The sequence below is a fragment of the Streptomyces sp. 2A115 genome, from assembly GCF_052245575.1.
Lineage (GTDB): Bacteria > Actinomycetota > Actinomycetes > Streptomycetales > Streptomycetaceae > Streptomyces.
Genome location: NZ_JBQQCG010000042.1, coordinates 19450 through 41986, shown reverse-complemented (window position 1 = coordinate 41986; position 22537 = coordinate 19450). Strand labels below are relative to the sequence as shown.

The window sequence follows — 22537 nt, the reverse complement described above, 5'->3', positions numbered from 1 at the left end:
CGGCGGGGGTGAAAGTCCTCCGCTCAACCCACCCGCCCCCTACGGCCTGCGTCGCGGCGGCCCCAGCGTCTCCCCACCCGGCCCCTTCCCCCGCCCCGGAGCCGGTTCGGGCGCCCCTCCCGACAGGCCCTCCTCCTCGAGTCGGAGTTCCAGTCGGCCGATCCCCGCGCGGATCCCGTCCCCGTAGTCGTCGTCCCCGAGGACGTCCACGGAACCACGCGCCCGGGACAGATGGCTGCGGGCGGCCTCGGAACGGCCGAGCTTCACATAGTCGGCGGCGAGGTTCAGATGCAGGGAGGGATAGAAGGCGCGCACCGCGAGCGACTGGTGGTGCTCGGCGACACGGTCGTCGCTGAGTTCCTCTGCGGCCGACAGGGCTCGCAGATCCCAGGCGAGTTCGTCGGAGGGGTCGTCCTGCGTGTCGGCCATGTAGTGCGCCAACGTACAGCGGTGCAGCGGGTCGCCGTCCTCGCCGATCTCCGCCCACAGGTCGAGGAAACGGTCGCGGGCCTCTTCGCGGTCACCCCCGCGGTGCAGCATGACGACCTGTCCGATCCTGGTCATCATCGCGTCCGCCGCCGCCTGCTCCTGCTGCTCCGCCACCGGGTCGTCCTCCGCGCTCGTCCGCCGGCCACCGCCCACGCGCCGACCGTTGCCATGTCACCCTCCGACGCTAACGGCAGGCACTGACAATCGACCTCAGGCGGCCCCACGGGCCACTGTCACTGAGCCAGGCCAGTGACGGACGGCGTGGACAACACGGACCACGCAGAGCACGCAGACGACGCGTACGACGCACACAGCGCGGACGGCTCACGGACCAGCAGCCCTCACTCGCACAAGGCCTGGCCCCGAGCCACGACAAGCCCGGGCCCGGGACACCGCCGCACCCGCCCCGCGGACTCCGCCTCAGCCCAGGTCCGGGATCCGCCAGTCGATCGGATCGTGACCCTGCTTGGCGACCGCCTCGTTGATCCGCGTGAAGGGACGCGAGCCGAAGAACTTCTTCGCGGACAGCGGCGAGGGGTGCGCGCCCTTCACCACGATGTGCCGCGCCTCATCGATGAGCGGGAGCTTCTTCTGCGCGTAGTTGCCCCACAGCACGAAGACCGCCGGGTCGGGCCGCTCCGCCACGGCCCGGATCACCGCGTCCGTGAACTTCTCCCAGCCCTTGCCCTTGTGCGAGTTGGCCTCGCCGCCACGGACCGTCAGCACCGCGTTGAGCAACAGGACACCCTGTTCGGCCCACGGCATCAGATAGCCGTTGTCCGGCACGGGGTGGCCGAGCTCCTCCTTCATCTCCTTGTAGATGTTGCGCAGCGAGGGCGGCGTCTTCACACCGGGGCGGACCGAGAAGCACAGGCCATGGCCCTGGCCCTCACCGTGGTACGGGTCCTGGCCGAGGACGAGCACCTTCACGCTCTCGTACGGCGTCGCGTCGAGCGCGGCGAAGACCTCTTCGCGCGGCGGGTAGACGGGCCCCTTCGCGCGCTCCTCCTCGACGAACTCGGTGAGCTCCTTGAAGTAGGGCTTCTGCAGCTCGTCGCCCAGGACGCCGCGCCAGGACTCGGGCAGCATGGCGGTGTCGGTCACGTCAACTTCCTCCGGTGTGCGCTCACTTCACGGCCGCAGCGCGTGCGGCCATGGGTGGCCACGCGAGGCGCGGCCACCCTCAGAGCACAGAACCTACAGGCGCCCACTGACAACCGGATCCGAAGGCGGGGCTACCAGCTGGTCTTCCGGTACAGCTCCCACATCGTCATCATCGTCGCCGGGTCGATGGCCAGCTCGGCACCGCCGATCTCCTCGTTCGCAGCCACGTGCTGCTTGCCCTGCCACAGCGGCAGCAGCCGGGCGTCGTCCACGAGGATCTGCTGGGCCTCCTCGAACTCCGCGGCCACGGCCCCGCGGTCGCTCTTCTGGCGCGACGCGGGCAGCAGCTCATCGGTGATCTCGGACGTCGTGTACGGGGTACCGAGGGCGTTCTGCTCGCCCACGAAGGGCGCGATGAAGTTGTCGGCATCGGGGAAGTCGGGGAACCAGCCGCGCCCGAAGATCGGGTACTCGCCCTTCTGGTACCCCTCCACGTACTTCTTCCAGGGGCGGCTCTTGAGCTTGACGGTGAACAGGTCGGAAGCCTCGAGCTGCCGCTTCAGCTCCTCGAAGGCCGGCTTGGTCTGGGAGCCGTAACGGTCGGTCGTGTACCAGAGGGTGAGCGGGACGCGCTCGGTGATGCCGTCCTCCAGGAGGAGCTGCTTCGCCTTGGAGGAGCTGGGTTCCCCGAAGTCGTCGAAGAAGCCGGTGCTGTGGCCGACCAGGCCCTTGGGGATCATGGAATACAGCGGCTCGACGGTGTCCTTGTAGATGTTGTGGGCGAGCGCCGGACGGTCGACGATCTGGGCGATCGCCTTGCGGACCGCGGGCTTCTTGGACCACGGGTCCTTGGGGTTGAACACCAGGTAACTGATCTCGGTGGTGGGGTTCTCGAGGAGTTGGAGCCCCAGCTTCTCACCGTTGTCCTGGATGTCCACGATGTCCGAGGCGCGGAGACCGCGGTAGATGACGTCGATCTCCTTGGCCCTCAGAGCGTCGGCAACCTCGGCCGACCCCTTGAAGTAGCGGATGGTGACGGCGCTGTTCTTGCGGTCCGCGATGCCCTTGTAGTTGTCGTTCTTGACGAGCTCGGCCTGCTTGCCCGCCTCGTAGGACTCCAGGCTGTACGGCCCCGAGCCGGAGACCTTGCCGTCCTTGCGAAGCGCGTTCGCGGGGTACTCATCGGGGTCCACGATCGACATGGCGGGCGTGGAGATCACGAAGGGGAACGTCGCGTCGGGCTGGTTCAGGTGGAAGACGACCTCGCGGTCGCTCTTCGCCTCGACCCGGGAGAGGCTGGTCAGCAGGCCGGCGGGGCCGCCGTTGACGTTGATCTTCTTGATCCGGTCGAAGGAGTACTTGACGGCCTTCGCGTCCAGCTTGTGTCCGTCGGAGAACTTCAGGCCCTCACGCAGTGTGCAGCTGTACACCTCGCTCGAGCCGTCGGTGAACTCACAGCTCTCGGCCGCGTCGGGCTCGGGCCGGGACGCGCCGGCGGGAAGGTTCAGCAGGGTTTGGTGGACGTTGCGGAACAACTCCCACGAGTTGTCCCAGGAGGCCGCCGGATCCAGGGTGCTGGGCTCACTGGTCGTTCCCACGACGATCGACTTCCCGCCGTCGGAGGAGTCCGAGGAGAAGAGACCGCATCCGGCGACCAGGGCTATGGACGTGGTCGCCCCCAGGTGACGCAGGTATCTGTCCCGCTTGAACACGTGCACGCTCCTCGATCGGCCCTACCACAAGGGTGGCCAGACCATACCGCAGCGCCCGGCCGGATGAGTCTTCACCCTGGCGGGGCCGTTGATCAGCGAATATGTCCGTACGGTGTCAGAACGGTGTCCTTCCTTCGCGCATCCCTCACCAGAGGGCGCCCGCACGGTTTCGGCCAGGGCCGCCCGGGCGCCTTCCGCCACCTCCGTCAGCCGACTCCGGCGTTGAGGAAGATGCCGCCGTCGACGACGAGCGTCTGGCCGGTGACCCAGTCCGACTGCTCCGAGGTGAGGAACGCGGCGGCGCCGCCGATGTCCGAGGGCACGCCGAGCCGGCCGAGCGGGTAGGCCGATGCCGCCTCCGCCTCGCGGCCCTCGTACAGGGCCTTCGCGAACTGGGTCTTGACGACCGCGGGCGCGATCGAGTTGACCCGCACCTTGGGCGCGAACTCGTGCGCCAGCTGCAGCGTCAGGTTGATCATGGCGGCCTTGCTGATGCCGTACGCGCCGATGAACGGTGAGGCCGAGACGCCGGCGACGGAGGAGATGTTGACGATCGCGCCGCCGTTGTCCTTCTGCCACGCGTGCCAGGTCCGCTGGGCGAAGCCGAGCGCCGAGACGACGTTGGTCTCGAAGACCTTGCGTGCCACGTTGAGGTCGAGGTCGGCGATCGGTCCGAACACCGGGTTCGTGCCGGCGTTGTTGACCAGGAAGTCGACGCGGCCGAAGGCCTCCATGGTGCGTTCGACGGCGATGGCCTGGTGGGCCTCGTCGTGGGCCTTGCCCGCGACGCCGATGACCCGGTCGGCGCCGAGGTTCTCGACGGCCTCCTTGAGCGCGTCCTCGTTGCGGCCCGTGATGCACACACGGTCGCCGCGAGCCAGCAGTGCCTCGGCGACTCCGTATCCGATGCCGCGGCTGGCGCCGGTGACGAGGGCGACCTTGCCCGAGAGTTCCACAGTGGTCATGTCCCTGTCTCCCGGCCCTAGTTGAGCGGTCCGCCGGCCACGTACAGCACCTGGCCGGAGACGAATCCGGCGGCGTCGCCCGTGAAGAACGCGATCGCGTTGGCGATGTCGTCCGGGTTGCCGACGCGCTGGACCGGGATCTGGGTGGCGGCCGCGGCCTGGAACTCCTCGAAGCCCATGCCGACCCGCTCGGCGGTGGCGGCGGTCATGTCGGTGACGATGAAGCCGGGTGCGACGGCGTTCGCGGTGACGCCGAACTTGCCGAGCTCGAACGCGAGCGTCTTGGTGAAGCCCTGCAGACCTGCCTTGGCCGCCGAGTAGTTGACCTGGCCGCGGTTGCCGAGCGCCGAGGACGAGGAGAGGTTGACGACGCGGCCGAACTTGGCGTCCACCATGTACTTCTGGACGGCGCGCGTCATCAGGAAGGAGCCGCGCAGATGCACGTTCATGACCGTGTCCCAGTCGGACGCGCTCATCTTGAACAGCAGGTTGTCGCGGAGGACGCCCGCGTTGTTCACCAGGATCGTCGGGGCCCCGAGCTCCTCGGCGATCCGCGTCACGGCGGCCTCGACCTGCGCCTCGTCGGAGACGTCGCAGCCCACCGCGATCGCCTTGCCACCGGCGGCGGTGATCTTCTCCACGGTGTCCTTGCACGCGGACTCGTCGAGGTCGATCACCGCGACGGCGCGGCCCTCGGCTGCCAGTCGTACGGCGGTCGCGGCGCCGATGCCGCGCGCGGCACCGGTGACTACGGCTACGCGCTGCTCAGTGGTGGACATTGCTGGTTCTCCTCGCCCTTGGAAAGACCCTTGGAAACCTGTCTCGGCAACCTTGCGGAAGCCTGGAAAGCCTGCGGCCCGCACAGTACGCCCCCGCTAGTGAGCGACCGCTTAGTACCTGAGGCAGACGTGACGCTAGAAGCCCTGGCACCCAGTGTCAACGACATGCCCCGTACGTGTGACCCATTACCTGACCAGCAGGTCGAGCAGCCGTTCCGCCTCGGCCTCGGGGTCCGCGGTGAGACCGGTGTGCACGGGACCCGGCTGGACGACCGTCGAGCGGGGCGCGATCAGCCAGCGGAAGCGCCGGCCGGCGTCGTCGTGCGCGGCCTGCCCGGCGGCCTCGCCCCCGGCGCAGACACCCTCGACGGCACGCAGCGCGGCCCGCACACCGGCCGAGTCCGCCGCCGGGTCGAGGGCCCGCAGCTTCGCCTCGTCGAGATGCGTGCGCGCGGCCACGAAGGACTTCGCGCGGCAGTACACGAGCACGCCCGCGTTGAAGCACTCCCCCCGCTCGACGCGCGGCACGACGCGCAGCAGCGCGTACTCGTAGACGTCGCGGCCGTCGCGCTCGCTCACTTGGTCCCCTCCTCGATACGGATGCGCTTGTGAATGGTCGCGGCGCGTGCCAGCAACGGCTGGGCGTACGCGCGCCTGAGCGCGTCGGCCGAGTCGAACCCCGGCTCTTCCGCCAGCCACACCTCGGGGATCGCGGCCGTCACCTCGGCGAGCAGTTCCTCGGTGACCAGCGGCGCCAACTCAGCGGCGGCGGAGGCGATGTCCGGGCCGAAGGGTGCGAGGGCGTGGTCGGAGGCGTCGTAGGGCTTGGCCGCGGAGGCCTGCACCCCGGGCCAGTTGTGGTGCCAGATCATGGTGGCGCCGTGGTCGATGAGCCACAGATCGCCTTGCCGGACCAGCATGTTGGGGTTTCGCCACGATCGGTCGACGTTGTTGACCAGCGCGTCGAACCAGACGACCTTCCCGGCTTCTTCCGGGCTCACCCGGTGCGCGAGAGCGTCGAATCCGATCGCCCGGGAGAGGAAGTCCATCCCGAGGTTCAGCCCGCCGCTCGACTTGAGCAACTCCTGTACTTCCTGGTCCGGTTCGCCGAGCCCGATGACCGGATCGAGTCCGATCGTGACAAGGCCGGGCACGCGCAGGCCCAGGCGACGGGCGAGTTCACCGCAGACGACCTCCGCGACGAGGGTCTTGCGCCCCTGTCCCGCGCCGGTGAACTTCATGACGTACGTTCCGAGATCGTCGGCCTCGACGAGCCCCGGCAGCGAGCCGCCCTCGCGCAAGGGCGTGATGTAGCGGGTCACACTGACACCAGTCAACATTTTCCCAGGCCATCCGAGTCTTCAGCCTTACAATCCACGATCAACTCCAGACACGCCGCTCCAGGGAGTCTGCCGCGATCAGCCACGGGGAGAGTCTGGGGAGTTTCGACTGGCATGCCGCGTTCCCTGCCTCCCGAGCATCCCGTCAATGACGGTGCGCCCCTCACTCCCGGCCTCCGGCATGAAGTGAGCATAGTAACCGAGGGTGATCGCCTGTGAGGAATGCCCGAGCCACCGCGCCAAGGTCACCACGGACTCCCCACCTCCGGCATGACCGAGGCAGCGGAGTGCCACAGCGCATGGAACCCATCCTTCGGCGCCGCCTCCCACTGCCACTTCCAAGTGCCCGAGCACCGCCTCCCGCTCCTCGCCCTGTTCGAACGCCACCCGGCCCCCGGACAGCTCGTCATGGACGGCATCGCCGTCGCCCCGGACGTGCGCGGCCGCGGCGTCGGAAGCCTGGTCATCGAGGCCTGCAGGAGATCGCCGACCGCTGTCACCACCTCAGCCGCATCGCCCGGCCCCGCCTCGACCGGCTCACCGGCTCTGCCGGACTCTCCCCCTCCGAACTGCTCACGATCGCTGTCGAGCTGGCGGCCGAACTCACCCGTGCCATGGAGCCCGACCCGCTGCCGCCGCCTCAGCTCCTGCCCCGACCCTGGCCCGGTACCCGGGCCAGGGAGCTCATCGCCCGATGCTGGGCGGCCCTGTCCGAACGCGACCCCGGCGAAGCCCGGCCGACGCTCTTCCGTCCTTACGCCGACATCACCCTCTACGCCGACATCACCCGAGAAGCAGCAGACCGGACCACGCCCTGAAGAGGCACCAGACGGCGCAGGTCATGCCTGTTGGGGGAAGGCACCGAGAGACCACCCGCTCTTGGGGCAGACGCGCACCGGATAGACGTTGCGCACTTTGATCCGTACCAATCGGTGCGCGTTCGGAGGTGTACGCCGACAACCGGCGACCTCGCTCAGGATCCGCAACGGGCAATCTCAAGCCCTGCTCGGTGTGACGGGCGAGCGGCTCTTCTTTCTCGGCGAGCGAGGAGCCGACCGAGGCCCACGTCTGGTCGTACGACCCGGAGGGCGGCTTCGTGCGGCTGACCGACGAGCCGGGCGGGCACACCGCCGCGGTCGGGGGCGACACCGTCGTGCTGGACAGAGGACCCTGGACGGGCAGACGGTGACCGTGCTGCGGGACGGCGAACCGGCGCCCGGCGCGACCCATCTGGTCACGCAGGAAGGCGTGATGGACACCCTGCTCCGGCTGGATCTCGATTTCATCAAGAAGTCGCTGAGCTCCTGAACCACCTGAACTACGCGGCTCAAATACCCGTACCCCTTGTTGGATCAAAGCACGTCTGCGCAAAAGCACATCTGCACATCTGTGGAAGGGACCGCCACATGTCCAGCGAATCAGTTCAGCCTGCGCCGGCGCTCTGCCGTCGCACCCTCTTGGCGGCGCTCGGCGGGGCCGGTATCGCCGCCACGCTGACCGCGTGCGGGGGCTCCGACGACAGTTCGTCCGGCTCCTCCGGCTCCTCCGATTCTTCCAGCTCCTCCGGATCCTCCAGCGGCGAAGCGCTGGCCAAGACCAGCGACATACCGGAGGGCGGCGGCAAGGTCTTCGCCGACCAGTCCGTGGTCGTCACGCAGCCGACCGCCGGCGAGTTCAAGGCCTTCTCCACGACATGTCCGCACCAGAAGCAGAAGGTGAACAGTGTGGACAACGGCCTCATCACCTGCCCCGCCCACGGCAGCCAGTTCAGCGTCACGGACGGCAGCGTCGAGAAGGGGCCCGCGACCAGTGGGCTGACCGCTGCGAAGGTCATGGTCGACGGAGACTCGATCATGCTCATGTGATCTTGAGCGGACGCTTGAAACAGGCCAGCACCTCGTCCGTGGTGGTGACGGTGGCCACCAGGGCGAGCGTGTTGCGGATCATCGCGGGGGTGTAGTCGGAGGGCACCCCCGCGATGGCGTCCCTGGGGACGACGGCGGTGTAGCCGCGGTTCACGGCGTCGAAGACGGCGTTGGGTATCGCCACATTGGCCGACACGCCGGTCACGATCAGCGTGCGGCAGCCGAGGTTGCGCAGCAGCGCGTCGACATCGGTACCCGCGATGGGCGACAGCCCGTGCAATCTGCGTACGACGAGATCCTCGTCCGCGACCTCGATGGGCGACGCCACCCGTACCGCGGTCGTCCCCGTCAGCTGCCGCACCGGCAGGCGTTCCGCCGCGCGGAAGAGCCGCGCGTTGCGGTTGGCGCCCCGGCCGTCGGGGCGGCGCTCGGCGACCGCGTGGATGACCTGTACGCCGCTGTCGTGGGCCGCGGCGACGAGGCGGGCGACATGGGCGAGGGCACCCGACGCACGGGCCTCCTTCGCGAGTTCGGGCAGCGCGCTGTCCGGGCCGACGACTCCCTGCTGACACTCGACGGTCAGCAGGACGGTGGTCGCGGGGTCGAGGAGTGCGCTGAGCTCTTCGTACGACGGCATGGCTCCCCCTGTCGCGGGCGGCCCGCGGGCCTTTGTCGGGACCTGGTCGGCGATGGAGTCCCCCGCCCATGGGAGTCCCTCGCTCGAGCGAAGTCGGGAGTGGGGAGATTCCGGGAGCGGGGGAGGGCGAGCGTAGCCACCATTGCGCGTGGACGGAAGACGGCCCATGCTTTCCTGACGCTGCCTCAGAGAAGAGGGAAACCGTATGGCCGTCACTCAGCGCCGGGGCCGAAGGATCATGATGACACCCGGCGAGCTGGACGAGTTCCTCACCACCCAGCGCACCTGCCGCGTCGCGACCGTCTCGGCCGATGGCGCCCCGCATGTCAGCACCCTCTGGTTCGCCTGGGACGGCATGTCGCTCTGGCTGTACTCGATCACCCGCAGCAAGCGCTGGGCCGACCTGCGGCGCGATCCACGGGTCGCCGTGGTGGTCGACTCGGGCGAGGAGTACGGCGAGCTGCGGGGCGTCGAGTTGTCAGGCACCGTCGAGTTCGTCGGCGAGGCTCCTCGTACGGGCGAGCCGAGCCCCGAACTCGACGCCGTGGAGCGGCTGTTCGCCCGCAAGAACTTCAGCCTGGCCGAGATGCCGCACGACGGGCGACACGCGTGGATGCGGCTTACGCCGGAGTCCGTGGCTTCCTGGGACTTCCGCAAGCTGGCTTCACTGTAAGAGCCACGCACCGCCATCCGACGAGTACTACTCGACGCCCGTCCCCGCCGACCGCAATGCCTCCACCGCCGCCCGGATCGACGGTCGGCGGTCCGCGTCCGCGCGCCACACCGCGTACACGTGCCTGCTGACGCGATGCCGCACCGGCACGGTGCGCACGCCGGCCGGCATCGGATCGCGCCCGAGCCGGGGCGCGACGCACACGCCGAGCCCCGCTCCGACCAGCGCGAGCTGCGTATGGTGCTCCTCCGCGCGGTGGGCGATCACCGGCTCGATCCCCTTCGCACGAAGCGTGAACATCAGCCACTCGTGGCAGAACTCGCCCTCGCCCCACGTGACCCACTCGTCCTCGGCGAAGTCTTCGAGGTCCACCGAGGCACGGTCGGCGAGCGGATGACCGGCGGGCATCGCCACATCCGCGGGGTCGTCGAGGAGCGAAGCCTTGACGAGGCCCTCGGGCACGGTCATCGGCTTGTTGTACCAGTCGAGGACGACCGCCACGTCGAGGTCACCGCGGATCACCCCGGCGACACTCTCCTCGGGCTCCAGCTCCCGCGAGCGGACCCGCAGTGCGGGGTGCTCCGCACGCAGCGCGGCGAGCGCGGCGGGAAAGAGCCCGCGGGCGGCGGTGGGGAACGCCGAGATCCGCAGCTCCCCGACCACCTGGCCGCGCTGCGCCTCCAGATCGGACTGGGCGAGCTCGACCTGGGACAGAATGCGCGCGGCATGCTCGGCGAGCAGCCGTCCCGCGTCGGTGAGCCGCACCCCGCGCCCGTTCTTGGCGAGCAGTTGCTGCCCCACCTCCCGCTCCAGCTTGGACATCTGCTGGGACACGGCCGAGGTCGTCACATGCAGCCCCTCGGCCGCCCCACTGACGGAGCCGTGCCGGGCGAGGGCGTCGAGGGTGCGCAGGCGCTCCAGGTTCAACATGTAAGCAATCCTACGAGATACCGGGCGAAAAATCTCGCTTGTGCTACGAGATCATCTCCGTCATCGTGGTCCGTATGAGAGCCGTCACCGAATCCCGCACCCCTCCGACCCCGCATCTCTCCGCCGCACCGCCCGTCTCCGCCACACCGCGCCGTCACCCCGCCCGCGACTGGCGCGTCCGCTTCGGCGTCCTGACACTGATCTGGGGCTTCAGTTTCCTACTGATCAAGGTCGGCACGGAGGGGTACGCGCCCTTCCAAGTGACGCTCGGGCGGCTGGTGTTCGGGACCCTGGTGCTCGCGGTCGTGATGGTCTGGAAACGGGAGCGCCTGCCACGCGGGGCCCGGACCTGGGCGCATCTCACGGTCGCGGCGTTCTTGATCAACTCCCTGCCGTGGTCGCTGTTCGCGTACGCCGAGCTGACGATCCCGTCCACCCTGGCGGGGATATGCAACGCGACCTCGCCGCTGTGGGGCATGGCCCTGTCGCTGGTCGCCCTCTCGGAGGACCGGCCCACCCGGCGTCGAGTCGCCGGTCTCGGCATCGGCTTCCTCGGGGTACTGACCGTCCTGGGCGCCTGGCAGGGCTTCAACGGCCAGGATGCGGCGGGCACGGCGATGGCGCTGCTGGCCTCGCTCAGCTACCCGATCGGCTGGATCTACGTCCGCCGCACACTGGCCGGCTCCAGCCACTCGAACCTGTCACTGAGCGGTGCTCAACTGCTGCTGGCCACCGCCCAGTTGGCCGTGGTCACACCTCTGTTCACCACGCTGCCGACCCGCCTCGCGGTCATGCCGCTGCTCGCGATCATCGCGCTCGGCACGCTGGGCACGGGCGTCGCCATGCTCGTCCAGTACGGCCTGGTCGCCGAGGTCGGTCCGACGACGGCCCAGATGGTCACGTATTTCATCCCGGTCATCGCCACGGCCGCGGGCGTGGCGATCCTCGGCGAATCGCTGACCTGGTCGACGCCGGTGGGCGCGGTCATCGTGCTGGCGGGAGCGGCACTCACCCAGTCCAGGCCCAAGGCATCGGCCCAGTCAAGCCCCAAGGCATCGACGCAACCCCGCCCAGGCACCGCGCGTCGCCGCGCCCGGACTCAGACGTGAGTCATACGTAACGCCGCCCAGGCGCCGGCCCGACAGCCGAGGCGACCGCGTCCGCCACCGCCCCGACCTCGTGCGGTTCGAGCGTGGATACGGTGATCCGCAGCCCGGGCGGCGCGCTCATCCGGAAACGGGCACCCGGGGCGACGGCCCAGCCGGAGTGCAGCAGCCGCGCGACGGCCCCGGTCTCGTCCGGGACGGGCACCCACACGTTCATCCCGCTGCGCCCGTGCGCCGCGATGCCACGCTCAGCGAGCGCACCGATCAGCGCGTTCCGCCGCCGCCCGTACGCCGCCGCCACAGCCCGCGAGTCCAACGCATCGCTCGACCACAGCCGCACAACGGCCCGTTGCAGCAGCCGGCTCACCCAGCCCGGCCCCAGCCGCTGCCGCCCCTGGACGCGATCCACGGTGACGGAGTCGCCGGTGAGCACGGCGAGCCGCAGGTCGGGCCCGTACGCCTTGGCGACCGAGCGGGTGAAGGCCCAGTGCCGGGTGACGCCGGCCAGCGGGTGGATGGGCACATCGACGATGCGATGACCGTGGTCGTCCTCGATGAGCAGGGTCTCCGGGTACGCCTCGAGCACAGAACGCAGCGCACGCGCACGCGTGGCGCTCACCGCGGCGCCGGTCGGGTTCTGCGCGCGGTCGGTGACGATCAGGGCGCGCGCCCCCGCTTCCAGGGCGGCTCGTACGTCGTCGGTCAGCGGCCCTTCGTCATCGACGCCGACCGGGACCGTCCGCAGCCCGAGCGCCGGCACGAGATCGAGCACACTGTGCCAGCCCGGGTCCTCGACGGCGACCGCGTCTCCGGGCCTGAGGTGGGCGGCCAGCACGCGCTCAATGGCGTCGAGCGATCCGGAGGTGACCACGACCGGCCCGTCCGGCACGCCGTCCGCGTCCAGGGCCGCGCGGGCGATCCGCGCCAACTCCGGCTCCACGGCGGCCTCTCCGTAGAGCACCGGCTCGCGGTCCGCGTACGCCGCGGCCTCCGCGAACGCCTCAGCGAGCGCGGGCAGCAGGGCCGGATCCGGATTGCCGTCGGACAGGTTCCGCACGCCGGGAGGTACGTCCGGACGCGACAGCTCACGGGCCGTCGTCACGGGCTTGGGCCGTACGCGGCTGCCGCGCCGACCCGCGGTCTCGATGACCCCGCGCTCTCGCAGCGTGCGATAGGCGGCCGCGACGGTATTGGGATTCACGCCCAGCTGGACCGCCAACTCCCGCATGGGCGGCAGTAGTTGTCCGGGGCCCAGCTCCCCCGCGCCCACCGCCCGCTCGACGGCGGCCGCAATCTCGGCTGCGCGCTTTCCCTCGATCCGATACTCTCCTAGCACAAAGCAGAGTATGCACTAGTGCAATGCTGCTGCGCAAGGCGAGCACGGAGTCAGGCGCGCGGCGTACACGCCAGAGCGGATGACAACGGCGTACCTGCGAGAACAGATGTCAATTGGCAACGGAGACCTGGAGAGCCACATGACGGAGACGGCCGCCCCGCACCCCGCCACCTACACCCCGACCGACCGCACCGTCCCCACCCGCTCCGCGAATCGCGCCGCATACGACCACGAGATGGTGCACTCGATCCTCGACGAGGGGTATGTCTGCCACTTGGGCTTCGTCCGCGAGGGGGCGCCGGTCGTGCTGCCCACGCTGTACGGCCGGGTCGGCGAGCGCCTCTATGTGCACGGCTCGACGGGTTCGCGCCCGTTGCGTATGGCGGGCCAGGCCGACCCGGGCCTGCCGGTCTGCCTCACCGTCACACACGTCGACGGCCTGGTGCTGGCCCGCTCGGCCTTTCACCACTCGATCAACTACCGCTCCGTAGTGGTGCACGGCGTCGCCCACCAGGTGACGGACCCGGACGAGAAGCGGGAAGCCCTTGACTCGCTGGTCGACCACGTGGTGCCCGGCCGCTCCCACGACTCCCGGCCCGCCAACGCCAAGGAGTTGGCCGCCACCGCCGTACTCCGCCTGAACCTCGCGGAGGTCTCCGCCAAGCTGCGCACCGGCGGCCCGAACGACGATCCCGAGGACCTCGGTTTGCCGCACTGGACCGGAGTCCTCCCACTCCGCAAGGGATACGGCCCCCCGCTCCCCGCCGACGACCTGGCCCCCGGCATCGAGCTCCCCGACTACCTGGCTGCGCTCTGATGCTCTGTCAGGAGTGACCGGCCGTGTGGGCCCTACGAAGGTGGAGCCCACACGGCCGGTAGCAGAAGCTCGTTCAGAGCAACGCCGACGCTTCCTCAGGCGCCCGCCCCGCGGCCCCCGCGCCCCTCGTCTCCGCGAACGCGAGCCCCGCGACCGACCCGAGCATCAGCGACGTGCCCGCGACCGTCGCCGCGGTGAGCCGCTCGCCGAGCAGCCCGACGGCCAGCACCGCCGCGCTCACCGGTTCCAGGAGCATGATCACGGAGACGGTGGCCGAGCGGACGACAGCGGCGCCCGCGAAGTACAGGGCGTAGGCGAGGGCCGTCGGTACCGCCGCGATGTACGCCAACAAAGCGATGACCTGGGCGGGTGCGGCGGTGTGCGGCACCAGCCCCTCGGCGAGGCCGAACGGCAGCAGGCACAGGGTCGTGACGGCGAACGCTCCCACGGTGGTGGAGGACACGTCGACGTCGCCGTCGCGCCCCCACCACCGGGTCAGGAGCGTCATCACGGAGTACCCGGCGGCGGACACGATCGCGAGCAGGACGCCCCATGGCCTGACCGTCGCGTCCCCGCTGCCCAGCACCAGCACCGCGAGCCCGGCGAGCGCCCCGGCGACAGCGGCGAATCCGCCCCGCCCGAGCCGCTCCCCCATGGTCAACCGCGCCCCGAGCGCGATGAAAACAGGACCGGCGCCGAGGGTGACGACGGTGGCCACGGCGAGTCCGGTGGCTTCGACGGCGGCGAAGTACGCGGTCTGGAACACGGCGAGCCCGAGGCCCGTGACGCCGGTCCGCAGCAGGCGCGTACGAAGGGGCAGGCGGGGTCGTTCGGTGGAGCGTGACCGGCGCCGCAGCGGCCGGACGGCGAGCAGCAGGACCAGTCCCCCGGCACAGCGCCAGAAGGACAGGGCGACGGGGCCCATGTCGCTCGCCCGGTAGACGAGCGAGGCGACCGCGCCCGCGGTGCCCCAGGCGGCGCCGGCGACGGTCAGATAGAGGAGGCCTCGCCCGATGGGCAGGCCGGAAGCAGCATTCGACACGTGTTCTCTCCGCAGATACGCAGAAGTTCGGTGAAGGACCGCGTCGCGCTCGTGCGTCGTGCCTACGGGGCACAGGGCACGTCAGCGCGGAAGGTCCTCGGACTTCATCTGCGGGCAGCACCGTTCCGCCCGGCCAGTGGCCGGGCGGGGATTCCGGAGGGCCCGCCTCAGGCGGCCGGCGGCGGAAGAACGAGTGCGTCAGAATGCATGATCGGCAGCCTAGGCGGCGCTGCCCCGCGCCGACAATTCCTTTTCGGCGTCGTCCCCGCCGCTCGCCACCGGTGCCCGTGCGGCCTTGGCCGGCGTCGAAGACTGCGCGATGAACGCACCGAACAGAACCACCGCACCGCCGACGATCTGCGGCATCGACAGGTGCTCACCGAGCAGGACCCAGGCCAGCACGGTCGCGATGACCGCTTCGAGACAGGCCACGACACCGGCCACCGGCGGCGAGAGCCTGCGCACGGCCACCACGCCGGTCACATAGGCGATGACGGTCGCGATCAGCACGATCCAGCCCAGCAGCAGCGAGGCCGCGACGGACGTACCGTCCATGTCCGCACTGCCGCCGAGGACCGACCAGTCCATCCCCCACGGCCGCGCGACGACCGTCAGGACGAGCGCGCCGACAAGCAGTCCGTACGCGATGACGCCGAGCGGGTCCGGGGCCTCCTCGCCCGCGTCGCCGCCGTGGTCGGACAGGACGAAGTAGCCGACCTGGCAGCAGGCGGCGCCGAGTGCGAGCAGCAGGCCGAGGGCGTCGAAACTCAGCCCCGACCACACCTCGACGACGCAGGCGAGACCGCCGACGGCGAGTACGACCCCGAGGGCGGCGGCTCGGGTGACCGGCCGCCGTTGCACGAACCGCACCCAGCCGAGCACCAGCGCCGGCGCCAGGTACTCGACGAGCAGCGCGACCCCGACGGGGATCCGGGAGATCGCGGCGAAGTAACAGGCCTGCACACCGGCCACGGCGAGGAGTCCGAACCCCGCGAGCAGCGCGGGACGCTCGCGCAGCAGCCCCCGGTGCCGCACGGCCAGCGGGAGCATCACCAGCGCGGCACCCGTGACGCGCAGCCACACCACGTGAAGAGGGTCGAGCCCCGCCTCGATCAACGGCTTCGCCGCGACACCGGATCCCCCGAAGGCGACCGCCGACACGAGCGCGAGGCCCAGCCCGACGCCCCTCCCCCGCCTGCCCTGACTGCTCTCAGACGTATGCACCGCCACATGATGACAGGCGATGACATGAGCGTCACACCCAATGGCACCTGTCTCAACGACTGGACGCGCCGAGTGCCGAGACACACACCGGGACCGACTCGGGCGCAGGTCAAGGCTCGCCCTCGCCGCTGCTCACCGGGGGGCCGGAGTTCGCCCGCCGGACAGACTCCGTGGACCGCCACCCCCGGCGCGCACCCACTGCCCCGTCGCCCACCCGGCCTCAGGCTGTGTGCCCCACCCAGCCTCCGGCTCTGTGCCCCACCCGGCCTCAGGCCTCTATGCCCCGCCCCGCCGCGGTCCCGATCCGCGCCAGCAACGCCGGCACATCCACTCCGGCGCGCCCCAGCACCTCCACCGCCCGCGACTCGGGATCGGTCACGATCGCCGCGAACAGGTCGACTCCGCCCGCGAGCTCGTCGCCCCGCCGTACGGCCCACTCGCACGCGGCCTCCATGGCGCGAGCCGCGACCGGCGACCACCCGCCCTCGATCACGGTCGGCACGGCACCGGAGTCCTCGACAGAGCTCTGCCAGCGCAGCCCGTAGCCGATGCTGCGCTGGACGAGATAGCCGAGCAGCCGTGCGACCTGCGGGGCGCTGTCGAAGACGGCGCGCACCTCGGGGTCGGACTCCAGAAGCGTGTGCAGCAGGTGGGCCGTGTCGATCTGCCGGTCCCCGTCTCGCAACGCCCGCCTGCGCGCACCGGTGACCACCGACGCCAGCTCCGCGTCGAGCCGGGCCTCGATGTCCACGGGGACCGGGCCGCGCTCGGCGGCCTGCTGGTGGGGGATACGGGGTCGCACATCCCCTACCTCATCAGCCACTCCGCGTTCGGTCATCCCCGCACGGAAGCATTTCCGCCTCCAACACAGGGTGGGCATCCACACCCGGTCCCTCCTCCTTACGGAGGACATCGCGGCGTTCTCCCTCGGCGGCGCGCGCCGCCTTGCCCCGCGCCTCACGCGCAACCGCATCGCTCCGGCGCCCGTCCACAGGAGCATGGAGAGCGGGTGCTGGCTGGTGGCTCTGCCGGCGATCGACGGCAGGCAGTACGTGTACCGGGTCTACGCACCCGAGGACGCGCTGCCGGCCGACCTGTTCTGGGAAGCGTGGCACTGCCACGACGAGGGGCCCTTCCCGCGCGCGTGGGACCTGTTCGACGCGGCGGTGATACGCCAGGTCTGACCCCTGCCTCCCACTGGCGCACCGCGGAGGCCCCGACGCCGAGGCCGCCTCCACACTTTCTGACGGTTCATCAGTATTGAATGTTCCAGGGCCTGCGGCTACGTTCCGCGACACCGTAGCTGCGCTCGGCGCAGCGCCCGAGACGAAGGGGTGGTCGCATGGCCGAAGTCAGCGCGGAAGCACGGATCGAGGCGCCCGCCGAGAAGATCTGGGCGCAGCTCACGGACTTCTCGTCGTACGGCGAGTGGAACTCCACCCACACCAGCTTCCCGAAAGGCGGCCCCGAAACCCTCGAAGTGGGCGGCACCTTCGAGGAGAACATGAAGCTCATGGGCTTCCCCGCCGAGGTCGAGTGGACCATCGAGGAGCTGGAGACCGCCCGTACGCTCGCGATCCGCGGCAAGGGCCCGATGGCCGTGACCGTCGCCACGCGCTACACACTGACCCCTGACGGCGAGGCCACGACGGTCCGCATCGACGGCGAGTTCACGGGCGCCGCCGTCTCACTGATGGCGGGCAAGTTGAAGGACTCGGCGACGGCGGCCCTCAACGAGTCCCTGCGCAAACTGGGCGGGATGGTGGCCTAGGACGGCACCATCCGGGGCTTCGACGCCAACACACACTCAGGGGGGTACTTCGAGATCGAAGTACCCCCCTACTTGCGGGCCATCAGTCCTCGTCGGCGAGGATCAGATACAGCTTCTTGCGGGCTTCGTTGATGACGGACAGCGCCTTCTCGCGCTGTTCCTTGCTGCCGGTCTTCCAGACCTGCCCGAACGCCTCCATCAGACCGAAGCCGGCCTGGCGGATGTCGCTCAGCGCCTCCCAGTCGACCCCGCGCCCGGCGTCCTCCCAGGGCGCGTCGGGACCCTCGTCGGCCGCGGCACGGCCCGCCTCGGTGAGCGAGAACAGCTTCTTGCCGCCCTCGGTCGCGCTGCTGATCAGGCCTTCGTCCTCCAGCAGCTGAAGCGTGGGGTACACCGAGCCGGGGCTGGGCTTCCACGCCCCGCCACTGCGCTCGGCGATCTCCTGGATCATCTCGTATCCGTGCATGGGCCGGTCCTTGAGCAGGGCCAGGATCGACGCGCGTACGTCACCGCGCCGCGCCCTGCCCCGCGGTCCGCCCCGGCCTCCGCGCCCGCCCCAGGGGCCCGGACCGAAGCCGGGACCACCGAAACCGGGTCCGAAGGGACCGAAGGCGGCACGCCGCCCCTCGAAGCCGCCCCGGCCGGGCCCGCCGTGTCCACGTCCAGGACCGGGGCCGAAGCCCGGTCCGAATTCCTCTCCATGGGAACGCATCGCAATCACTCCATTCAGTCGTTGATCTGTCGCGATGCTTCAACGATATATCGGAACAGCTCGCCTGACAAGCCTCGGCCGAGGGCTCGGACGCTCGCGCCGCTCGGCGGGGTACGGCGTTGCGGCAACCCGATGAGGGGGCCGAGGAACCTCGGAACGAAACCGGCCCCTAAACCCCCCTGAGCCCATCGCACGCCTGAGAGTGCTTTGACCTGGGCCGACTCGCCGACTCGCCGACTCGCTGACTCGCCGACTCCTCGGCGCCAAAGACGTACGGCGGACAGCGGTGGAAGACCCGGTTCAAACACGTGCGGGACCTGCGTGAACTCTGAAGTACACGGAGGGTGCGAGGCGGAAGCGAGTTGCGCGCATGGGTGGCGGCGCGGGCCTGGACGACCGGGAGGGCCGGAAGGCGCTGTTCGACGCGGCGGTGGGATTGCTGCGCGAGCGGCGCGCGCTGACGACCGGCGTGACGATGCCCGCCCGGGTGGTCGCCTCGGTGCGGGAGGCGGCGGACCAGCGCCTGCGGGACACCCCCTACGGACCGCTGAACGCCGGCAGGAGTGCCGTCGCGACGGACGATCACCACCGCAGTCATGAGCGGGGCATGACAAATACTGGCACTTGGAGGACAAGGACTGGCCCGTGGACGACACGCGGACCCGGACTCCTGGTAGGACCGGCAAGCCAGGACAGCCCCCTCCTACCAGGAGCCCTTCACCTCCCGGGCGAACCACCCACCGATCGAGCGCACGAAGGGCCGTTCGCATCGTCCGAAGGTTCCGCCCGGCACCCAGCACCCTTGCCGACGCCGTCGACAAGGGTGCGTCAGTGGTGGTGGCCGTGCCGGCCGAGGGTCTCCACGGGGGTCGCGCCGGGGCGGGTCCACTGCGGCACGGGGCGGCTCGTCGGGCCCCAGGTGGAGTTCCCGTCCGCGTCCGCGCGCCAGGACCAGCACGGGTTGCGCCCCTCGGGCCAGCCCTCGGGGTTGTCCTCCCACGCCTCGCCGCGGCCGTAAGGCGTCATGTCGAGCAGGCCGAGGGACCCGTTGACCCGCTCGTTGCCACGGCCCGTCGTGGAGTAGGTGAGGAACACGCGGTCGCCGTCGCGCAGGAAGCAGGTGATGTAACCCATGCTCCCGCCGACCGGCGCGGCCACGTCGCGAACCGAGTACCAGGGCTGGGTGTAACCCATGAACTCGACGTAGGAGGCCACCTCGTCCCAACGGCCGGTGGTCAGGATGGCGAACGAGACGCCGCGGGCGTTGAGGTAGACCGCGTCCTTAAGGTGCCAGGCCGTGGTGGTGCAGCCCTCGCACTGCCCCTGGTGCGGCGCGCCGTCGTACCACATGTGCTTGTAGACCACGAGCTCGTCGCGCCCCTGGAACAGGTCCAGGAACGCGACCGGGCCGTCGGGTCCGACGACCTCGACCGTCCCGTCGAGTTCCACCATGGGCAGGCGCCGCCGGGCCGCGGCGATCGCGTCGCCCTCACGGGTGTGCGCCTTCTCGCGGACCAGCAGCTTGTCACGGGCGGCCTGCCAGGTGGCCAGGTCAACGACGGGCGGACGGCCGGGCAGTGCCGTGGTCGGGTCACTCGGCGTGGTCGTCATGTGTCCTCCGTGGTGTCTCGTGCCGGGCAGCGTCGTACGGCTTCCTCCAACGCTCACCAGAACAGACTCGCGCCCCGGCCGGAACTCATCGCGACAGGGAGCAGCCTCGGGCCTCCAGCTCAAACGCTCCAACGCCTCGTCGCCGTACGCGCGCGACAGAGCTTCCACCGCACCCCAGCCCGAAGCCGGCAGGGGCTCAGCCTTCGGTGAGACTGACGGGCGCCCGTTCGCCTTCGCTGAGATTCACGGAATCTCCGCTGAGACAGCGAGGACCCTCAGGGCCGTGACCAGCCGAAACACGAAGGAACGGCGAGAGCCGACACCCTCGCGACCCGCGCGGCGATCACAGCCCCGCGAATGGAGACACCGTCCGTGCCCCGTCCGTGCACCGCCCGACGCGCCCTCCCGGTCACGACCGGAGCCGCGCCCCGAAACCCACCCGGCCCGCCACCACGGTCACGACGACCGCACCTCCCCGACCCAACCCCGCCGACCCAACAGGAACCACGGACCACCGGGACGCGCACCACCAGTCCACCCACCCCGAATTGGCCTTGGCCTGTGCCTTTCCTCGCCCCTAGCGTTGCCCTCATGCGGATTCGAATCGTGGACGCCTTCACCGGCCGCCCCTTCGCCGGCAACCCGGCCGGGGTCCTCATCCTCGACGCTTCCCAGTCCTTCCCGGACGACGCCTGGATGCGGCACGTGGCCCTGGAGGTCAACCACTCCGAGACCGCGTTCGCCCACCCCCTCCCGGAGGGCGGTGGGGCCGACTGGGCGCTGCGCTGGTTCACGCCCGCCGCCGAGGTCGCGATGTGCGGCCACGCGACACTCGCGACCGCGCACGTGCTGGCCACCACGGGAGTCGCCGACGGCCCCGTACGGTTCGCGACCAGAAGCGGCGTGCTCATCGCCACCGCACACGACGACGGCTCCGTCACGCTGGACTTCCCGACCGCCCCGCTCACCCCGGTCGAGGTCCCGCCGGGCCTCGCCGAGGCCCTGGGCGCCGAGCCGCTCACCACCCACGACACCGGCCCGAACGTCGGCGACCTGCTGGTGGAACTCTCCGACGAGAAGACCGTCCGGGGTCTGAGCCCCGACCTCAACTCCCTCGCCCGCCACTCCGAGCGCGGCATCATCGCCACGGCCCTCGCCGAAGACCCCGCCCAGGACTACGACTTCGTGTCACGGTGCTTCTTCCCGAACGTCGGCATCGACGAGGACCCGGTGACCGGCAGCGCCCACACAGCCCTCGCCCCCTTCTGGTCCGAGCGCCTCGGCCGCACCGACCTCACCGGCCTTCAGGCCTCGTCCCGCTCGGGCCGCGTCCGCACCGGGCTACGCGGCGACAGGACGCTGCTCACCGGCCGCGCGGTCACCGTCATCGAGGGCGAGCTGCTCGCGTAAACAGCACGAAGGGGGCGTACGAGAATGCCGACGCCCCCTTCTGCCATTCGCAAGCCCTTCGCGTGCCCCCTGAGCTCACCCCTCCCCACCGGCTCACGCCGTGGGCAGCCACCCGACCTTGCCCGCCAGCAGCGCGTATCCGACGAACGCCCCGATGTCGAGGAGCGAGTGGGCGACCACCAGTGGTCCGACGCGGCCCCAGCGGCGGTACAGGTAGACGAAGACCACGCCCATCACCATGTTGCCGATGAACCCGCCGATGCCCTGGTAGAGGTGGTACGAGCCGCGCAGCACGGAGCTGGCCACCAAGGCGGTGACCGGCGTCCAGCCCAACTGGTCGAGGCGGCGCAGCAGATACCCGACGACGATGACCTCCTCCAGGACCGAGTTCTGGATCGCGGAGAGGATCAGCACCGGGTACTTCCACCAGACTTCGGGCAGTGCCTCGGGGACCACGGTGAGGTTGAAGCCGAGTCCGCGTGCCGCCAGGTAGAAGGCGATGCCCGAACTGCCGATCACCGCGGCGATCCCGGCGCCCCGAGCCAGATCCGGCCACGGGCGGGTGCGGTCGAACCCGAGCGTGCGCAACCCCTTCCCTTCGCGCAGCAGGAAGTGCGCGACAAGGGCCACCGGCACCAGCGCCGACGCGATGCCGAACAGCTGCCATGCCAGGTCGAGCCACGGGCGGCCGGGGGCGGCCGAGGCGTTGAGCGTGGCCGCCTGGTCCTTCAGACCTCCCGGTTTGGTGACAGACCCGACAAAGCTGATCAGTGCGGAGACTCCGCTCGCCCCAAGCGAAACCCCCAGCACGAGTAGCGTTTCATCGCGGAAAATTCGCCGTGCCGGCCGCTCATCGGGAAAAGAATCGGCCACCGGCCCCGTCTCCGCCTGCACTCGTGCCTCCAGTTGAGTAATCCCGTCTCATCCCCATCTTCGCCCCGCTAGGGTCTCGAAAGAAGTTGCGAAGATCGCCCGCGACAGGCTGTCGAGGGGACGGACGCCGTATCGGCCGTA

General features: G+C 70.2%; 25 protein-coding genes. 9 read left to right on the top strand and 16 right to left on the bottom strand.

Annotated elements, in window-relative coordinates:
* Positions 1-39: 39 nt before the first annotated feature.
* From ACTWQR_RS31145 to ACTWQR_RS31115, 7 genes are all read right to left on the bottom strand, one after another.
* Complete coding sequence (locus ACTWQR_RS31145) at positions 40-603, bottom strand: hypothetical protein (protein ID WP_443230586.1); 564 nt, start codon at positions 601-603, stop codon at positions 40-42.
* 306 nt (positions 604-909) lie between these two features.
* A complete protein-coding gene (locus tag ACTWQR_RS31140) occupies positions 910-1593 on the bottom strand; it encodes a uracil-DNA glycosylase (protein ID WP_443230538.1) in 684 nt (227 codons plus the stop codon).
* 131 nt (positions 1594-1724) lie between these two features.
* Complete coding sequence (locus ACTWQR_RS31135) at positions 1725-3305, bottom strand: ABC transporter substrate-binding protein (protein ID WP_443230537.1); 1581 nt, start codon at positions 3303-3305, stop codon at positions 1725-1727.
* A 206-nt stretch (positions 3306-3511) separates the two neighbouring features.
* Positions 3512-4270, bottom strand: coding sequence for an SDR family oxidoreductase (locus ACTWQR_RS31130; protein ID WP_443230536.1), 759 nt, complete (start codon positions 4268-4270; stop codon positions 3512-3514).
* Positions 4271-4287: 17 nt separating this feature from the next.
* On the bottom strand, positions 4288-5049 hold the full coding sequence (gene fabG / locus ACTWQR_RS31125) for a 3-oxoacyl-ACP reductase FabG (RefSeq protein WP_443230535.1): 762 nt from the start codon (positions 5047-5049) through the stop codon (positions 4288-4290).
* A gap of 186 nt (positions 5050-5235) precedes the next feature.
* A complete protein-coding gene (locus ACTWQR_RS31120) occupies positions 5236-5628 on the bottom strand; it encodes a DUF3037 domain-containing protein (protein ID WP_443230534.1) in 393 nt (130 codons plus the stop codon).
* The gene (locus ACTWQR_RS31115) at positions 5625-6389 is read right to left on the bottom strand and encodes a HipA family kinase (protein ID WP_443230533.1); all 765 of its coding nucleotides are present in this window, start codon (positions 6387-6389) and stop codon (positions 5625-5627) included. The genes ACTWQR_RS31120 and ACTWQR_RS31115 overlap by 4 nt, the downstream gene beginning before the upstream one ends.
* Positions 6390-6688: 299 nt before the next feature.
* On the opposite strand from ACTWQR_RS31115, the gene ACTWQR_RS31110 reads away from it, so the two are divergent.
* The 3 genes from ACTWQR_RS31110 to ACTWQR_RS31100 all read left to right on the top strand — a co-directional run bounded on the left by ACTWQR_RS31110 (position 6689) and on the right by ACTWQR_RS31100 (position 8254).
* Positions 6689-7207, top strand: coding sequence for a PaaX family transcriptional regulator C-terminal domain-containing protein (locus ACTWQR_RS31110; RefSeq protein WP_443230532.1), 519 nt, complete (start codon positions 6689-6691; stop codon positions 7205-7207).
* Between the two features lie 367 nt (positions 7208-7574).
* Positions 7575-7697, top strand: coding sequence for a hypothetical protein (locus ACTWQR_RS31105; protein ID WP_443230531.1), 123 nt, complete (start codon positions 7575-7577; stop codon positions 7695-7697).
* A gap of 98 nt (positions 7698-7795) precedes the next feature.
* Positions 7796-8254 carry a Rieske (2Fe-2S) protein gene (locus tag ACTWQR_RS31100; protein ID WP_443230530.1) on the top strand — a complete coding sequence of 153 codons (459 nt, stop codon included), beginning with the start codon at positions 7796-7798 and terminating at the stop codon, positions 8252-8254.
* Here ACTWQR_RS31100 and ACTWQR_RS31095 read toward each other — a convergent pair.
* Positions 8247-8891, bottom strand: coding sequence for a cysteine hydrolase (locus ACTWQR_RS31095; RefSeq protein WP_443230529.1), 645 nt, complete (start codon positions 8889-8891; stop codon positions 8247-8249). The two genes, ACTWQR_RS31100 and ACTWQR_RS31095, sit on opposite strands and share 8 nt — an antisense overlap.
* A 205-nt stretch (positions 8892-9096) precedes the next feature.
* Between ACTWQR_RS31095 and ACTWQR_RS31090 the strand changes: the two genes are divergently transcribed.
* Positions 9097-9564: a pyridoxamine 5'-phosphate oxidase family protein gene (locus ACTWQR_RS31090; RefSeq protein WP_443230528.1), complete on the top strand. Its 468-nt coding sequence runs from the start codon at positions 9097-9099 to the stop codon at positions 9562-9564.
* Positions 9565-9591: 27 nt separating this feature from the next.
* On the opposite strand, the gene ACTWQR_RS31085 is transcribed toward ACTWQR_RS31090, so the two are convergent.
* A complete protein-coding gene (locus ACTWQR_RS31085; RefSeq protein ID WP_443230527.1) occupies positions 9592-10494 on the bottom strand; it encodes a LysR family transcriptional regulator in 903 nt (300 codons plus the stop codon).
* 74 nt (positions 10495-10568) lie between these two features.
* On the opposite strand from ACTWQR_RS31085, the gene ACTWQR_RS31080 reads away from it, so the two are divergent.
* A complete protein-coding gene (locus ACTWQR_RS31080) occupies positions 10569-11603 on the top strand; it encodes a DMT family transporter (protein WP_443230526.1) in 1035 nt (344 codons plus the stop codon).
* Position 11604: 1 nt separating this feature from the next.
* Here ACTWQR_RS31080 and ACTWQR_RS31075 read toward each other — a convergent pair whose 3' ends face one another.
* Positions 11605-12936, bottom strand: a complete 1332-nt coding sequence (locus tag ACTWQR_RS31075; RefSeq protein WP_443230525.1) for an aminotransferase class I/II-fold pyridoxal phosphate-dependent enzyme — start codon at positions 12934-12936, stop codon at positions 11605-11607.
* Between the two features lie 139 nt (positions 12937-13075).
* Between ACTWQR_RS31075 and ACTWQR_RS31070 the strand changes: the two genes are divergently transcribed.
* Positions 13076-13753, top strand: a complete 678-nt coding sequence (locus tag ACTWQR_RS31070; RefSeq protein WP_443230524.1) for a pyridoxamine 5'-phosphate oxidase family protein — start codon at positions 13076-13078, stop codon at positions 13751-13753.
* A 73-nt stretch (positions 13754-13826) separates the two neighbouring features.
* Here the strand turns inward: ACTWQR_RS31070 and ACTWQR_RS31065 are convergent, their stop codons facing one another.
* From ACTWQR_RS31065 to ACTWQR_RS31055, 3 genes are all read right to left on the bottom strand, one after another.
* The gene (locus ACTWQR_RS31065; RefSeq protein WP_443230523.1) at positions 13827-14795 is read right to left on the bottom strand and encodes a DMT family transporter; all 969 of its coding nucleotides are present in this window, start codon (positions 14793-14795) and stop codon (positions 13827-13829) included.
* A 219-nt stretch (positions 14796-15014) separates the two neighbouring features.
* Positions 15015-16025 (bottom strand): EamA family transporter, encoded by a 1011-nt coding sequence (locus tag ACTWQR_RS31060; RefSeq protein ID WP_443230522.1) that lies wholly within the window; start codon positions 16023-16025, stop codon positions 15015-15017.
* A gap of 262 nt (positions 16026-16287) precedes the next feature.
* Positions 16288-16821: a Clp protease N-terminal domain-containing protein gene (locus tag ACTWQR_RS31055; protein WP_443230521.1), complete on the bottom strand. Its 534-nt coding sequence runs from the start codon at positions 16819-16821 to the stop codon at positions 16288-16290.
* Between the two features lie 196 nt (positions 16822-17017).
* Here ACTWQR_RS31055 and ACTWQR_RS31050 point away from each other — a divergent pair, with 196 nt between their 5' ends.
* Positions 17018-17203: a hypothetical protein gene (locus ACTWQR_RS31050; RefSeq protein ID WP_443230585.1), complete on the top strand. Its 186-nt coding sequence runs from the start codon at positions 17018-17020 to the stop codon at positions 17201-17203.
* Between the two features lie 158 nt (positions 17204-17361).
* Positions 17362-17790 carry a type II toxin-antitoxin system Rv0910 family toxin gene (locus ACTWQR_RS31045; protein WP_443230520.1) on the top strand — a complete coding sequence of 143 codons (429 nt, stop codon included), beginning with the start codon at positions 17362-17364 and terminating at the stop codon, positions 17788-17790.
* Positions 17791-17872: 82 nt separating this feature from the next.
* Here ACTWQR_RS31045 and ACTWQR_RS31040 read toward each other — a convergent pair whose 3' ends face one another.
* Both ACTWQR_RS31040 and ACTWQR_RS31035 read right to left on the bottom strand, forming a co-directional pair.
* Entirely contained in the window at positions 17873-18502 is a 630-nt protein-coding gene (locus tag ACTWQR_RS31040) for a PadR family transcriptional regulator (protein ID WP_443230519.1), read from the bottom strand.
* An 828-nt stretch (positions 18503-19330) separates the two neighbouring features.
* Complete coding sequence (locus ACTWQR_RS31035) at positions 19331-20113, bottom strand: DUF899 domain-containing protein (protein ID WP_443230518.1); 783 nt, start codon at positions 20111-20113, stop codon at positions 19331-19333.
* 591 nt (positions 20114-20704) lie between these two features.
* On the opposite strand from ACTWQR_RS31035, the gene ACTWQR_RS31030 reads away from it, so the two are divergent.
* Positions 20705-21523 carry a PhzF family phenazine biosynthesis protein gene (locus tag ACTWQR_RS31030; RefSeq protein WP_443230517.1) on the top strand — a complete coding sequence of 273 codons (819 nt, stop codon included), beginning with the start codon at positions 20705-20707 and terminating at the stop codon, positions 21521-21523.
* Between the two features lie 93 nt (positions 21524-21616).
* Here ACTWQR_RS31030 and ACTWQR_RS31025 read toward each other — a convergent pair whose 3' ends face one another.
* On the bottom strand, positions 21617-22417 hold the full coding sequence (locus ACTWQR_RS31025; protein ID WP_443230516.1) for a CPBP family intramembrane glutamic endopeptidase: 801 nt from the start codon (positions 22415-22417) through the stop codon (positions 21617-21619).
* Between the last annotated feature and the right edge of the window lie 120 nt (positions 22418-22537).

Bases quoted from the DNA above. Each gene is read 5' to 3' on its own strand.
- ACTWQR_RS31130 (WP_443230536.1), bottom strand. From the start codon at position 4,270: ATGACCACTGTGGAACTCTCGGGCAAGGTCGCCCTCGTCACCGGCGCC.
- fabG (WP_443230535.1), bottom strand. From the start codon at position 5,049: ATGTCCACCACTGAGCAGCGCGTAGCCGTAGTCACCGGTGCCGCGCGC.
- ACTWQR_RS31115 (WP_443230533.1), bottom strand. From the start codon at position 6,389: ATGTTGACTGGTGTCAGTGTGACCCGCTACATCACGCCCTTGCGCGAG.
- ACTWQR_RS31110 (WP_443230532.1), top strand. From the start codon at position 6,689: ATGGAACCCATCCTTCGGCGCCGCCTCCCACTGCCACTTCCAAGTGCC.
- ACTWQR_RS31100 (WP_443230530.1), top strand. From the start codon at position 7,796: ATGTCCAGCGAATCAGTTCAGCCTGCGCCGGCGCTCTGCCGTCGCACC.
- ACTWQR_RS31095 (WP_443230529.1), bottom strand. From the start codon at position 8,891: ATGCCGTCGTACGAAGAGCTCAGCGCACTCCTCGACCCCGCGACCACC.
- ACTWQR_RS31090 (WP_443230528.1), top strand. From the start codon at position 9,097: ATGGCCGTCACTCAGCGCCGGGGCCGAAGGATCATGATGACACCCGGC.
- ACTWQR_RS31085 (WP_443230527.1), bottom strand. From the start codon at position 10,494: ATGTTGAACCTGGAGCGCCTGCGCACCCTCGACGCCCTCGCCCGGCAC.
- ACTWQR_RS31080 (WP_443230526.1), top strand. From the start codon at position 10,569: ATGAGAGCCGTCACCGAATCCCGCACCCCTCCGACCCCGCATCTCTCC.
- ACTWQR_RS31070 (WP_443230524.1), top strand. From the start codon at position 13,076: ATGACGGAGACGGCCGCCCCGCACCCCGCCACCTACACCCCGACCGAC.
- ACTWQR_RS31050 (WP_443230585.1), top strand. From the start codon at position 17,018: ATGGAGAGCGGGTGCTGGCTGGTGGCTCTGCCGGCGATCGACGGCAGG.
- ACTWQR_RS31045 (WP_443230520.1), top strand. From the start codon at position 17,362: ATGGCCGAAGTCAGCGCGGAAGCACGGATCGAGGCGCCCGCCGAGAAG.
- ACTWQR_RS31040 (WP_443230519.1), bottom strand. From the start codon at position 18,502: ATGCGTTCCCATGGAGAGGAATTCGGACCGGGCTTCGGCCCCGGTCCT.
- ACTWQR_RS31035 (WP_443230518.1), bottom strand. From the start codon at position 20,113: ATGACGACCACGCCGAGTGACCCGACCACGGCACTGCCCGGCCGTCCG.
- ACTWQR_RS31030 (WP_443230517.1), top strand. From the start codon at position 20,705: ATGCGGATTCGAATCGTGGACGCCTTCACCGGCCGCCCCTTCGCCGGC.